Source organism: Sulfitobacter sp. (assembly GCF_039977885.1).
Taxonomy (GTDB): domain Bacteria; phylum Pseudomonadota; class Alphaproteobacteria; order Rhodobacterales; family Rhodobacteraceae; genus Sulfitobacter.
In genome coordinates, this window is sequence record NZ_JBDWCI010000012.1 from 230,679 (window position 1) to 243,908 (window position 13,230).

Consider the following 13,230-nt stretch of genomic DNA (forward strand, 5'->3'; position numbering starts at 1 on the left):
AGGCCTTTTTTACGTGACGACAAGCGATATGAGGGCTAATGTCAATAAAAACTGGGACAATTATACCCGCGCGGTGCGGGAAACAGAACAGGCGGACATAAGATGACTTTGAACCTCTCCATGCCGGGACAAGAAGACCTAAAACCACGGATTACCGTTTTCGGTGTCGGTGGTGCGGGCGGTAACGCGGTAAATAACATGATCGACAAAAACCTTGAGGGTGTCGATTTCGTTGTAGCCAACACCGATGCACAGGCGCTTCAGCAAGCCAAGGCCGACAGCCGTGTGCAGTTGGGGGTTAAAGTTACCGAAGGTTTGGGTGCTGGTGCGCGTGCAACCGTAGGGGCCGCCGCAGCCGAAGAAAGCATTGAGCAGATTGTGGACCACCTTGCGGGTGCGCATATGTGCTTTATCACCGCAGGCATGGGCGGGGGGACCGGCACAGGCGCGGCACCTATCATCGCACAAGCCGCGCGCGAGCTTGGCGTTCTGACTGTTGGTGTTGTGACCAAGCCGTTCCAGTTTGAGGGTGCCAAGCGCATGCGTCAGGCCGAGGACGGCGTTGAGGCATTGCAAAAAGTTGTCGACACGCTAATCATCATTCCGAACCAGAACCTCTTCCGTCTGGCGAATGAAAAAACCACCTTTACCGAAGCATTCTCGCTGGCCGATGATGTGCTTTATCAAGGCGTTAAAGGCGTGACCGACCTGATGGTACGCCCCGGCCTGATCAACCTCGACTTTGCTGATGTGCGCGCCGTGATGGACGAAATGGGCAAAGCGATGATGGGCACAGGCGAGGCAGAGGGCGAAGATCGCGCCATCCAGGCCGCCGAGAAAGCCATCGCCAACCCGCTGCTCGACGAAATCTCGCTGCGTGGCGCGAAAGGCGTGCTGATCAATATCACCGGTGGTGATGATCTGACCCTGTTTGAGCTGGATGAAGCAGCCAACCGCATCCGCGAAGAAGTTGATCCAGAAGCAAACATCATTGTGGGCTCCACAATGGACGAAAGCCTTGGTGGCTTTATGCGCGTAAGCGTTGTGGCAACAGGTATCGACGCGGTCGACGTGAACACGGATATGCCGGTTCCGCGCCGGTCCATGTCGCGCCCTTTGGCGACTGAAACGGTAGAGCAAGAAGAAGCTGCACCGGTTGCTGCTGCTGCTGCACCTGCGCCTACACCAGCGCCAGCCACAGCCGCCGTGGCGGCCGCACCTGCTGCCGCCGAAGCACCTCGCGAAGAAGCACAAACACCAAGCTTCTTTGATGATGCGCCTCAACAGGCCCCACGTGCCGATAGCTCTCGCGATATGTTCGCTGGCCGCCGTTATGAGCCGATCGAGGAAGCAGCAGATGATCTGCCTCCTCCGGCCTACACACCCGAGCCGGAAGCATTCGAGCCAGAGCCAATGCCGATCGAGGCCGAGCCCGAGGCCTTTGTTGCACCACGTGCGCCAGCGCCAGGTACGCCATCGCCCGAAGCCATGGCCCGTCTGCGTGCCGCAGCCCAACGTGCAAACCCGGCTCCTCAGCCTGCCGCTGCCCCTGCAGCACCGCAGCAACCTCAGGCCGCAGCGCCACAGCAAGGCGGCGAGCGTCCTCGCTTTGGTATCAACTCGTTGATCAACCGCATGACCGGCACACAAGAAGGTGAGGCACAGCCCCGCGCCGCAGCTCCGGCCGCACCTGCACGCCAGCAGCCACCGGTACAGCGTGGCCAAGGCGCCGCAGCGGCACCTGCGCCGCAGCCCCGTCAGGAAGCCAATCCTGAGCAAGAACGCATTGAAATTCCCGCGTTCCTGCGTCGCCAAGCAAACTAAATCACCTTACCTCGTGATGGAAAAGGCCGCCCTAGGGCGGCCTTTTTCGTTTGAAGAAAGGGCTTTAGGGAAGGGGTGGCGGCAATGTGCCCGTTCCTGATTGCGATGTTTCAGACGGTTGCAATCCTTGATTTGTGTGTAGCGAACCAGAGGCCTAGCAATGAGTTAACCAAGTGAGAGCTTGTCCTGTTAACGAGGTGCACCGTGCAGAACACTGTTAGAACTTCGACCAGCTTTAAAGGCAAAGGCCTGCACAGCGGGAAGCCTGCGACTGTCACAGTGTCTCCGGCGCCTTGCTATCACGGGATCTCGTTCAAGCGCACGGATGTGGAAGTGGGCGACAAGATAATTCCCGCCCGTTGGGATGCCGTCGTGGAGGCCGAGCTTTGTACGCGCCTTGCGAATAAGACGGGATTAGAAGTCTCTACCGTCGAGCATTTGATGGCGGCGCTGGCAGGGTGCGGCATTCATAATGCTTTGATCACCATAGATGGCCCGGAAGTTCCGATCCTAGATGGCTCTTCGGCGCATTTTGTCCGCGGTATTCTGACCGGTGGTATTCAGCGTCAATCTGCACCCGCGGTCGCCTATGAGGTTCTTAAGGAAGTGCGCGTGCAGGACGGCGATTCCTATGCAACAATCGTGCCGGCAAACCGTTTGCTGATTGATTTCGAAATCAACTTTCGGGATCAAGCAATCGGTCGTCAGAAAAAGACGATCTCGCTGACCAATGGCGCATTTGCGCGTGAGCTGTGCGATAGTCGTACCTTCTGCCGTCAGGCGGATGTAAGTGCGATGCAGGCCAAGGGTCTGGCGCTTGGTGGGCAGGCTGGCGAAAATGCGGTGGTTTTTGACGGGGACAGCGTGCTGAGCCCGGGGGGCTTGCGGTATCCCGATGAACCTGTTCGCCATAAGATGTTGGATGCATTGGGAGATCTCGCGCTCGCCGGTGCACCGCTGTTGGGGCATTACACCGGCGTTTGTGCAGGCCACGCGCTCACCAATCGCTTGCTGCGCAAGCTGTTTACCACACCTGACGCCGTGCGTATGATCCGGTGCGACCGCGATGTGACAGCGCGCTTGCCGGGATATGGTCTGAACCAAAGCGAAGTTCCTGCCGTCGCATGACGCCATACAAAAGCTGCCAGTTCCTTCACAACCTTGTGCGAAAGCTGATTGCTTTTTTATAAAGTGGGAAATGGACGTTTTGCACCGGAAAATATTATGCTAACACATTCTTCAAACAAGGCGCGAAGCTTTGATATGAAGACAGCGTAAAGAGAATAAGGATAGCCAAGGATGGGTTTTGGAGGGTCTGCAAGACGTCTTTCCGTCGCGTTTGTGGCTGTTGCAGCGCTCGGTGCGTGCGGCGGCGATCAAAATGCCGGGCGATTCACCAAAGGTCTTTTCAGTCGCGAAGAGATCCCGCTCGAGACCTACACGCCAGAGCAGATTTTCGAACGAGGCGAGTTTGAGATCAATCGCAAGCGCCCCTCTGACGGCGCTTTCTATTTCGCCGAGATCGAGCGCCTGTATCCCTATTCGGAATGGGCGAAACGTGCGCTGATCATGCAGGCATTTGCCTATCATCAGGACCGCGATTACGAAAACAGCCGATCCTCGGCACAGCGGTTTATCGATTTCTACCCCGATGATGATGATGCGGCCTATGCCGCCTATCTGCTTGCGCTCAGCTATTATGACCAGATCGACGATGTTGGCCGTGATCAGGGGCTCACGTTTCAGGCGTTGCAATCGCTGCGCCAGGTGATCGAACGCTATCCTGACAGCGAATATGCTAGCGCATCTATCCTTAAATTTGACCTCGCTTTTGATCATCTGGCGGGTAAGGAAATGGAGATCGGCCGCTATTATCTGCGCCGTGGCCACCAAGCCGCGTCAATCAACCGGTTCCGCGTTGTGGTCGAGGATTTTCAGACGACAACCCATACCGCCGAGGCGCTGCACCGTCTGGTCGAGGCCTATCTTGCTCTTGGTTTGACGGATGAAGCACAGACCGCAGGTGCGATTCTGGGCTATAACTATCGCTCAACCGAATGGTACGAAGACAGCTACAAACTGCTCACGGGCCGCGGGCTTGAACTGCGCTCGTTGGGCAATAACTGGCTGTCGGGAATTTACCGTGAAATGGTGAAAGGCGAGTGGATTTAACGTGGCACTTGCAGGCCTGTGACGGGGCGCACCTAATGCTGCGCGGTCTTGATATTTCGGATATGCTGATCATTGAGCGGTTGGAGTTGAACTTCCAGCCGGGTCTTAATGTGCTGACCGGTGAAACCGGCGCGGGCAAGTCGATCTTGCTCGATAGTCTGGGTTTTGTGTTGGGCTGGCGTGGCCGTGCTGATCTGGTACGCCAAGGGGCCGCCCAGGGAGAGGTGACGGCGTGGTTCGACCTTACCGATGACCATCCTGCGCGTGCGGTGCTTGAGGAAGCTGGGCTGCCCGTGGGAGATGAGCTGATCCTGCGCCGGATAAACACTGCTGACGGGCGCAAGACCGCATGGATCAACGACCGCCGCTGTTCGGGCGAGGTATTGCGTGCGCTAAGCGAAACACTGGTGGAATTGCACGGTCAGCATGATGACCGTGGCCTGCTTAATCCGCGCGGACACCGCAGTATTCTGGATGCTTTTGGTAATCTCGATGCGGCACGGGCCAAAACCCGCAAGGCATGGAGCGAGATGGCGCGCCTGCGCAAGCTACAGGCGGCTGCGATACAGGCCCAAGAGGCGCTGCGCGAGGAAGAGGAATTCCTGCGCTATGCTGTGGCCGAGCTGGACAAAATGGCACCGGAGGAGGGGGAGGAAGTCGCCCTTGATACCAAACGGCGCATGATGCAATCCGCCGAGAAAATCCGCGCTGATGTGGTCAACGCCTATGAGGCGATGGGCCAGAACGGAGCCGAGGCACAGCTCGCTGATGCGTTCCGCTGGCTGGACGGAGCCGCCGAGCGTGCCGATGGAGCATTGGAAGAACCGATGGCCGCGCTGAACCGCGCAATGATCGAACTTGATGGTGCCATGGACGGTGTTGTGGCCGCGATCGAGGCGATGTCCTTTGACGCGGGAGAGCTGGAAGACACCGAAGAGCGGCTGTTTGCCCTGCGCGCCTTGGCCCGTAAACACGATATCCAACCTGACGCCTTGAGCGGTTTTGCCGACACTCTGCGTGCCAAGCTTGACACGCTTGATGCGGGCGAGGCGGATCAGGCCAAACTACAGGCGGATGTGGCTGCGGCCGAAGCTGCTTACACCGCTGCTGCAGATGCGCTGAGTGCGGCGCGCAAAAAGGCAGCGACCAAGCTGGACAAGGCTGTCAGCGCCGAATTGGCTCCGCTCAAAATGGAGCGTGCGGTGTTCGCCACCCAGATCACGGATGAACCTGAAGGGCCGGAGGGCCGTGATGCGGTGTCCTTTACCGTTGCCACAAACCCAGGCGCGCCTGCCGGTCCGCTGAATAAAATCGCCTCCGGCGGCGAGCTGAGCCGCTTTTTGCTGGCGTTGAAGGTTTGCCTGACCCAAGGCCAATCCGGCCTCACGTTGATCTTTGATGAAATCGACCGTGGGGTAGGCGGCGCGACGGCTGATGCGGTTGGTCGCAGGCTTAGTTCGCTCGCAGAGGGGGGGCAGGTGCTTGTTGTGACCCACTCGCCGCAGGTGGCAGCCTTGGGGGCGCATCATTGGCAGGTCGCAAAATCGGTGACCAAAGGCATGACCACCACGGATGTGATCCCGTTGGACGTGGATCAACGGGTGGATGAGGTCGCACGCATGATTTCGGGCGATACCATAACCGAGGCCGCCCGCGAGGCCGCACGGGCCTTGCTGAACGCTTGACCTTTCTCGGGCGAAAGCGCGTTATAGAGCAAAGCCACCGCGACACTGTTCCCGAAAGCCATCCATGACCACGCCCTCCCGTTCTTTCATATCGGAGCAATTCGCGATATTTTTTGCCGATTGCAAAAAGGGCTGGCAGGTGCTGCGGCACAAAGGACCGGGCAAGGTGACCTTTTGGTTCATCGCCTTGCTTGTCGGGATTGCGGCAGGCTTTGCTGCCCTGTTTTTCCGAAAAGGTGTCTATTGGCTGCAAGAAGCGCTGTACGGTACGGATGATGTACAGCATTTGCACAGCTTTATCAGCGGCTTGGATTGGTACCTTGTTGTCCTTATTCCGGCAGCAGGCGGATTGGTCACCGGATTGATTCTGCACTATTTTACCCGCGATGCGCGGGCGCGTTCGGTGGCCGATGTGATCGTCGGATCAGCGCTACATGATGGCCGCGTCGAGGGGCGCGCAGGCATTGCGTCGGCTCTGGCCTCTTTGGTGACGCTCAGCACGGGCGGCTCGTCCGGGCGCGAGGGGCCGGTCGTGCATTTGGCGGCTGTCATTACCACGTGGATCAACCGCCGGATTAATGCCGATGGCATCACTGGCCGCGATTTGTTGGGCTGTGCTGTGGCCGCGGCTGTCTCGGCCAGCTTTAATGCCCCTATCGCAGGCGCGCTTTTCGCGCTTGAGGTCGTTTTGCGTCATTTCGCAGTGCACGCTTTTGCCCCTATCGTGATTGCCAGCGTCGCGGGCACCGTGATCAACCGGCTTGAATTCGGAGGGGTGACAGAGTTCAAGCTCCCTACAACGGGGGAATTGCAATTCTATGTCGAGCTGCCGGCGTTTTTGATGCTGGGGCTAACCTGTGGCGTGCTTGCAGTCGTTTTGATGCGGGCAGTGTTTTGGGCGGATGATGTCGGAAATGAAATCCAGAACCGGACAGGGCTGCCGCGTTATCTGCGCCCGATGGTGGCAGGGGCGCTGCTGGGCATTCTGGCCGTAGGGTTTCCGCATATCATTGGTGTCGGCTATGAGACGACCTCCCTTGCCTTAACCGGTGAGCTGGCCTTGCATGAGGCGATTGTATTTGCGGCACTCAAAGTGGTGGCTGTTGCGATCACATTGGGCGGGCGCATGGGCGGCGGTATCTTTTCACCCTCACTGATGACAGGCGCTTTGGCGGGGCTGGCCTTCGGGTTGATTGCCACCAGCCTCTTTCCTGAGGTCTCCGGATCGACCTCGCTATATGCTTTGGCGGGGATGGGGGCGGTTGCTGCTGCGGTGCTGGGCGCGCCGATCTCCACGACGCTGATCGTGTTCGAGCTGACGGGTGACTGGCAGACAGGGCTGGCCGTAATGGTCGCCGTGAGCATGTCCACGGCGCTGGCCTCTAGAATGGTCAACCGCAGCTTTTTCCTCACCCAGATCGAGCGGCGGGGCATTCATTTGGCCGCAGGGCCGCAGGCCTATCTGCTGGCGATGTTCTCGGCGGCGAAAACCATGCGCACGGTTGATGATCCCCGCGCTGCGGATGAGGCGCGCTGTTGGGAGCTGATCGGGGAAGGGCAGTATGTAGATGCCGCTGCGACACTGGAAACGGCGATGCCGATTTTCGAAAAAACCGGCGTGCCGTTCCTACCCGTGGTCACGCTAACTGCGGATGCAGCGCCACCCGAACTACTGGGCGCGCTGTTCCATGTGGATGCTTTGCGCGCCTATAACCGCGCTTTGGCAGCCACTGCAGCCGAAGAACATTCCTAGATCTGTTCGACAGCGACCTCGGGGACATTGTGGAAGGCCAGGTAGCCTTTAACGCGTGCTGCTTCCTCGCGTGGCTCTTCATAGGACCATACGACATTCTCCAAAGTGGTGCTTTTGGTCACAACCGAAAAATAGCGCGCGTCGCCCTTGCGCGGGCAATGGGAGGTTTTGTCGCTCGCGTCAAGAAACGCCATCGCGATGTCGCTGCGCGGGAAATAGATCACGGGCGGGTAGTCGCCTTCGACCAATTCCAGCGCTTCGCTGCTTTCGCCCAAAACAGCACCGCCAGCGCGGACTGTCCATGTGCCGGCAGCTTTGCGGATCGTGATGTAATCACTCATTTTGTCGCTCTCCTGATGTGTTGCCCCCTAAAGGGGCGCGGTTGCCGCATATAACCACTCTTTGGCGGCTGGTGTAACCCGTGGGCCAATCTTTGCGGCGACTTCCCTGTGGTAGTTATCCAGCCAATCACGCGCATCGGTATCCAGCATTTCAGGCAGGATCAAACGGCGGTCAATCGGGGCAAAGGCCAGCGTGCGCCAATCCAGCATTTTGCGCTGCGCATCGCCACCGGGCAAATCCGGTGCCTCTTGCACGACAAGCAGGTTTTCGATGCGAATGCCAAATGCGCCCTCGCGGTAATACCCCGGCTCATTGCTGAGGATCATACCGGGTTCCAAGGGCACGTTGCTCACACGGCTAAGCCGCTGAGGCCCTTCATGCACGCTGAGGTACGCGCCGACACCGTGGCCAAGCCCGTGGTCAAAATCCTGCCCTGCGAGCCAGAGCGGCATCCGTCCGATGGCCTCGATATGGCTACCTGCAAGCCCTGCAGGCCAGCGTAGGCGGCTCATGGCGATCATTCCCGCCAGAACGCGGGTAAAGGCCGCACAGGCCTCTTGCGGGGGAGTGCCGATGGCAATTGTGCGGGTGATGTCGGTGGTGCCGTCCAGATATTGCCCGCCGCTGTCGAGCACGATCAGATGGCCATCTTCAAGCGTGCTGTCGGTCTCTTCGGTGACGCGGTAATGCATGATGGCACCATTCGGACCGGTGCCCGCAATAGTCTCAAAGCTGATGTCCTGTAATCCGTCATCGCGGCGGCGTAGGGTTTCGAGCTGGGTGACCACCTGCGTTTCGGTGATGCTGCCGGGGGCTTGGGCATCCAGCCAGCACAGCATTTCAACCATAGCGGCCCCATCGCGCAAATGGGCGGCGGCGGCCCCTTCGATTTCGGCAGCGTTTTTGCAGGCCTTGGGCAGGGCACAAGGTTCGGGCCCTTTTTCAGCAGCATCACCCAGCCTGTCGGCAACGATTTGGGGCGCGGTCCCTGTGTCGATGCGCACAGGAGCCCGCAGCGCGGTCAAGGCAGGTAGAAACCCGTCGGGCCCGTACAGGCGTACATCTGTGCCCAGATGCGCTTCGAGCCCTGCGTATTTTGACGGCTCCGAGAAAAGGTCAACGCTGCCATTGTCGTGCAAAATAGCAAACCCGTGTACAACGGGGTTCCGTTCTATATCGGCACCGCGGATATTGAGGAGCCAGCAAATACTGTCGGGTAGGGTGATGATGGCCGAAGTCTCGCCCTTGGTCACCAGCGTGCGTGCCAGACGCGCGCGTTTGTCGGCGTGGCTTTCGCCGGCGTATTCCATCGGGTGCAGTTTGGCCGGTTGCATCGGGGCGGAGGGTTGGTCGTCCCAAATGGCATCCACGAGGTTGTCGCAGCGGATCAGCTCGATTCCCGTGCCTTCCAATGCGGATTGCGTTTGCGCGATCTGGTCTACCGTATGCAGCCATGGGTCAAACCCTACACGCCCGCCTTTGGGCATCTGCGCACGTAGCCAGCCGGCCATCGAGGTCTCTGGCCACGGCACCGGGGTGTAGACATCTGCCACCTGCGCCTTGACCTGCGTGTGGTAACGCCCGTCGATAAACACCCCCGCTACATCCGCCAGCACAACGCAAAAACCCGCGGATCCGGTAAAGCCCGTCAACCATGCCAGCCGCGCATCGCGCGCTGCAACATATTCACCTTGGTGGGCGTCTGCGCGGGGTACGATAAACCCGTCCAAGGCTGCAGCTTGCATCTGTGTGCGCAGCATAGCCAATCGGGGAGGGCCCTGTTCGGGCCGTGCGGTCACCTCAAATGATTGAAACACGCATACTCTCCCTTATTTATGTATCATGCCACAGCGCGGGCTTAACCGGCGCGCTTCATCCCCAGAACACGGGCCCGTTTGCGCGGGTCACTATCAAAGAGCGATGCGAGCTGTTCGGTCATGGCTCCGGCCAGCTGTTCAACATCCGTGATCGTAACCGCGCGCTCGTAATAGCGGGTCACATCATGTCCGATGCCAATCGCCAACAGCTCGACCGCTTTGCGTTTTTCGACCATGGCGATCACGTCGCGCAGGTGTTTCTCAAGGAAATTGGCAGGGTTAACCGACAGCGTACTGTCATCCACTGGCGCGCCATCCGAAATCACCATCAGGATCTTGCGCGACTCGTTGCGCGCCATCATGCGGCGGTGGGCCCATTCCAGCGCCTCGCCGTCGATGTTTTCCTTCAGCAGACCTTCTTTCATCATCAGCCCCAGATTGGGCCGTGTCCGCCGCCAAGGGGCGTCTGCGGATTTATAGATGATATGGCGCAGATCATTCAGGCGACCCGGAGCCGTCGGGCGCCCTTCGTTCAGCCACGCCTCGCGGGCTTGCCCGCCTTTCCATGCGCGGGTGGTAAAGCCCAGGATTTCGACCTTGACGTTGCAACGCTCCAATGTGCGGGCCAGAACATCGGCACAGATCGCCGCGATGGAAATCGGCCGCCCGCGCATCGATCCTGAATTATCCAGCAGCAGCGTCACACAGGTATCTCGGAATTCGGTGTCTTTTTCCTGTTTAAAGCTTAGCGGTGTCGTAGGTGTGGCCACAACCCGCGCCAGACGCCCAGCATCCAGCGTGCCTTCCTCCAGATCGAACTCCCAGCTGCGGTTCTGCTGGGCCTGCAAACGGCGCTGTAACTTGTTCGCCAGACGGCTCACGGCACCTTTAAGGGGCTCAAGCTGCTGGTCCAGATAGGCGCGCAAACGCTCCAGTTCGGCCGGTTCGGCCAATTCTTCGGCACCAACCACTTCGTCGTGATCTGTCAGATAAACGGTATAGTCGGGGTCCGCGTCCGAAACCGGCTGCGGGGCAGGTGGCTCCATCGGGGCCTCGCCCTCGGGCATTTCAGCCTCTTCGCCCATCTCCTGATCGGCCATGTCATCCATCGAGACCTGCGCCTGGGATGCGTCCTGCTGTTCCTCTTGCGATTGCTCGGGAGAGGCGTCTGCGTCTTCCTCTTCCTGATCATCACTGCCGGTGCTATCGGGATCGTCTTGCTCGTCGCTGCCCTCTTCGGCTTCGTCTTCCTGATCTTCGTCCAGACCGTCAGGATCATCGCCCAATTGATCGGCATAGCCTAAATCAGTAATCATCTGTCGTGCGAATTTGGCAAAGGCCGCCTGATCGTCCAGCGTCTGTTCAAGATCTTCGAGCGTGGTGCCGCATTGATCCTCGATATAGCCGCGCCACAGCTCCATCACATTTTCTGCACCTGCGGGCATGTCGCGCCCTGTTGCGAGGTGGCGCACCAGATAACCGGCAGCAACGGCCAGCGGCACGTCAGAGGCTGATTTCGCCTGATCATAGCCTTTGCGCAGTGCCTCATGCTTGATCTTGGCGTCGATATTACCTGCCGTGCCGGGCATATCGCGCGCGCCCACGGCTTCGCAGCGGGCGGTTTCCATCGCCTCATACAGGTCGCGGGCCATCTCACCTGTGGGTTGATAGCGGGCGTGGGTCTGGCCGTTGTGATAGCGGCGGTTGAGGGCCAACGCATCCGCGGTACCGCGCGCCAGCAGCACTTCATCACGGGTCATGCGCCGCGTGACCTGCGGCAGGCGCATGGAATCGCCGCTTAGCCCCGAAGGGTCCACGGAGTAGCTGACAGTCAATTCAGGATCATTTGCCATCACCTTGGAGGCTTCGGCCAAAGCTTTTTTGAATACATCTGCCGGATTGTCAGTTGGTTTGTTCATAAGGCCTGTCCCTGATAGTTACACAACATTTCGCAGGTTTTTCGAGCCGGGTCAAAGGCCACGGGCGACTATTCCGCTTTATTCAATTGCGGTCGGTTATGGGGGGTGTCCGATCTGTCGTTTGGCGCAAAGGGCAACGATGGTTTCGAAGGACGGATAATAAATTTATCATTTTACTACAGGTGCTTGGGCTGGGGTTTTCGAGGGTGCATGGAACGAATGCAAGAGGCCGCAGTTGTCTCTGCATGCGAAATGAAGTGGCACGCCATATTCATTGGAACGGCAAATTGAAGGAGATAACGATGACCAAGTTCAAAACAAAATTCGCTGGTGCAGTCTTGATTGCGGTGATGGCTGTCAGCGCGCCGATGATGGCCTTTGCGGAGACCAGCCACAAAAACAAAGAAGCGCAAGTGATCGAAGGTAGTGGCACGCATGAAATAAAGAAAAAAGTCACGGAAGACACCGGATCCAAGACCGTGAAAGATACGCGTAAGACGGAGACCGGTAAAAAGGCGTCTGGCAAAGATGACTCTGCCAAGACATCGAAAAAGACGGTGACCAAGCCAAAGACCAAGCACGACAGCTAAGTTGGCGAATGCTCAAAACAAAACCCCAGTGCAATGCACTGGGGTTTTTTCGGGTCTGCTGCGGCGCAAGGAGATTACCCCAAGCTGACGCTTGCAGCGCTCTCGGGCAGCTCTTCGTCGAACAGACGTTGATAGAATTCGGCAACCGTCTGGCGCTCAAGTTCGTCGCATTTGTTGAGGAAGCTCAGGCGGAAGGCATAGCCCACATTTTTGAAGATCTGGGCGTTCTGTGCCCAGGCAATCACGGTACGTGGTGACATCACCGTGGACAGATCACCGTTCATGAACGCGGTGCGCGTCAGGTCTGCAACAGTGACCATTTGCTTGACGGTCTTGCGGCCCTCGGCGGTGTTGAAATGCGGGTTCTTGGCCAGCACGATGGCGCTTTCTGCGTCAATGCTCAGGTAGTTGAGCGTCGAGACGAGTGACCAGCGGTCCATCTGACCTTGGTTGATCTGCTGTGTGCCGTGATACAGGCCGGTTGTATCGCCCAGACCGACAGTGTTGGCCGTGGCAAAGATACGGAAATAGGGGTGTGGTTCGATCACTTTGTTCTGGTCAAGCAGCGTCAGCTTGCCGTCCACTTCGAGAACGCGCTGGATCACGAACATCACATCCGCACGGCCCGCGTCATATTCGTCGAATACGATTGCAGTAGGGGTGCGCAATGCCCAAGGCAGGATGCCTTCCTGAAAATCGGTGACCTGTTTGCCGTCTACCAGTTTGATCGCGTCCTTACCGATCAAGTCGATCCGGCTGATGTGGCTATCAAGGTTCACACGTACAGTTGGCCAGTTCAGGCGGCTTGCCACCTGTTCGATGTGCGTCGATTTGCCCGTACCGTGATAGCCCTGCACCATCACGCGGCGATTGTGCGAAAATCCCGCAAGAATCGCCAAGGTTGTGTCGGCGTCAAATTTATAGGTGCTGTCGAGCTCTGGCACACGGTCTGTGCACTGCTCGAAGCCCTTCACAGTCATGTCTGTATCAATGCCAAAAACCTCACGCACCGAGATTTCTTTGGTCGGGGTTGCGTTGAGGTCCAGTCCGCCGTCAGCCATGTCTGTCTATCCTAAATTCTGTGCGCCCGCGCGTCGGGGCTTTTGTCTCTGGGTGCAACATATAGCG

The 13,230-nt window shown here is 58.4% G+C and carries 10 protein-coding genes; 6 read left to right on the top strand and 4 right to left on the bottom strand.

Features of this window, described 5'->3' with window-relative positions:
• Positions 1 to 102: 102 nt before the first annotated feature.
• From ftsZ to ABJM03_RS09520, 5 genes are all read left to right on the top strand, one after another.
• The gene (ftsZ, locus tag ABJM03_RS09500; protein ID WP_348417146.1) at positions 103 to 1,824 is read left to right on the top strand and encodes a cell division protein FtsZ; all 1,722 of its coding nucleotides are present in this window, start codon (positions 103 to 105) and stop codon (positions 1,822 to 1,824) included.
• Between the two features lie 204 nt (positions 1,825 to 2,028).
• Positions 2,029 to 2,952 (top strand): UDP-3-O-acyl-N-acetylglucosamine deacetylase, encoded by a 924-nt coding sequence (gene lpxC, locus ABJM03_RS09505; protein WP_348417147.1) that lies wholly within the window; start codon positions 2,029 to 2,031, stop codon positions 2,950 to 2,952.
• A 171-nt stretch (positions 2,953 to 3,123) separates the two neighbouring features.
• A complete protein-coding gene (locus tag ABJM03_RS09510; protein WP_348417148.1) occupies positions 3,124 to 3,996 on the top strand; it encodes an outer membrane protein assembly factor BamD in 873 nt (290 codons plus the stop codon).
• A gap of 35 nt (positions 3,997 to 4,031) precedes the next feature.
• On the top strand, positions 4,032 to 5,681 hold the full coding sequence (gene recN / locus ABJM03_RS09515; RefSeq protein WP_348417149.1) for a DNA repair protein RecN: 1,650 nt from the start codon (positions 4,032 to 4,034) through the stop codon (positions 5,679 to 5,681).
• A gap of 64 nt (positions 5,682 to 5,745) precedes the next feature.
• Positions 5,746 to 7,434: a chloride channel protein gene (locus ABJM03_RS09520; RefSeq protein ID WP_348417150.1), complete on the top strand. Its 1,689-nt coding sequence runs from the start codon at positions 5,746 to 5,748 to the stop codon at positions 7,432 to 7,434.
• Here the strand turns inward: ABJM03_RS09520 and ABJM03_RS09525 are convergent.
• Genes ABJM03_RS09525 through cobT form a run of 3 tightly spaced genes read right to left on the bottom strand, consistent with a single transcriptional unit; the run spans position 7,431 to position 11,512 of the window.
• Positions 7,431 to 7,775, bottom strand: a complete 345-nt coding sequence (locus ABJM03_RS09525; RefSeq protein ID WP_348417151.1) for a DUF427 domain-containing protein — start codon at positions 7,773 to 7,775, stop codon at positions 7,431 to 7,433. The two genes, ABJM03_RS09520 and ABJM03_RS09525, sit on opposite strands and share 4 nt — an antisense overlap.
• Before the next feature lie 27 nt (positions 7,776 to 7,802).
• Entirely contained in the window at positions 7,803 to 9,593 is a 1,791-nt protein-coding gene (locus ABJM03_RS09530) for an aminopeptidase P family protein (RefSeq protein ID WP_348417152.1), read from the bottom strand.
• A gap of 41 nt (positions 9,594 to 9,634) precedes the next feature.
• Positions 9,635 to 11,512 (bottom strand): cobaltochelatase subunit CobT, encoded by a 1,878-nt coding sequence (cobT, locus tag ABJM03_RS09535; protein ID WP_348417153.1) that lies wholly within the window; start codon positions 11,510 to 11,512, stop codon positions 9,635 to 9,637.
• Positions 11,513 to 11,814: 302 nt separating this feature from the next.
• Here cobT and ABJM03_RS09540 point away from each other — a divergent pair, with 302 nt between their 5' ends.
• Entirely contained in the window at positions 11,815 to 12,102 is a 288-nt protein-coding gene (locus ABJM03_RS09540; RefSeq protein ID WP_348417154.1) for a hypothetical protein, read from the top strand.
• Positions 12,103 to 12,176: 74 nt separating this feature from the next.
• On the opposite strand, the gene cobS is transcribed toward ABJM03_RS09540, so the two are convergent.
• Positions 12,177 to 13,163, bottom strand: coding sequence for a cobaltochelatase subunit CobS (gene cobS, locus ABJM03_RS09545; RefSeq protein WP_348417155.1), 987 nt, complete (start codon positions 13,161 to 13,163; stop codon positions 12,177 to 12,179).
• Positions 13,164 to 13,230 lie beyond the last annotated feature (67 nt).

Bases quoted from the DNA above. Each gene is read 5' to 3' on its own strand.
- ABJM03_RS09540 (WP_348417154.1), top strand. From the start codon at position 11,815: ATGACCAAGTTCAAAACAAAATTCGCTGGTGCAGTCTTGATTGCGGTG.
- cobS (WP_348417155.1), bottom strand. From the start codon at position 13,163: ATGGCTGACGGCGGACTGGACCTCAACGCAACCCCGACCAAAGAAATC.
- ABJM03_RS09525 (WP_348417151.1), bottom strand. From the start codon at position 7,775: ATGAGTGATTACATCACGATCCGCAAAGCTGCCGGCACATGGACAGTC.
- ABJM03_RS09510 (WP_348417148.1), top strand. From the start codon at position 3,124: ATGGGTTTTGGAGGGTCTGCAAGACGTCTTTCCGTCGCGTTTGTGGCT.
- recN (WP_348417149.1), top strand. From the start codon at position 4,032: ATGCTGCGCGGTCTTGATATTTCGGATATGCTGATCATTGAGCGGTTG.
- ftsZ (WP_348417146.1), top strand. From the start codon at position 103: ATGACTTTGAACCTCTCCATGCCGGGACAAGAAGACCTAAAACCACGG.
- ABJM03_RS09520 (WP_348417150.1), top strand. From the start codon at position 5,746: ATGACCACGCCCTCCCGTTCTTTCATATCGGAGCAATTCGCGATATTT.
- cobT (WP_348417153.1), bottom strand. From the start codon at position 11,512: ATGAACAAACCAACTGACAATCCGGCAGATGTATTCAAAAAAGCTTTG.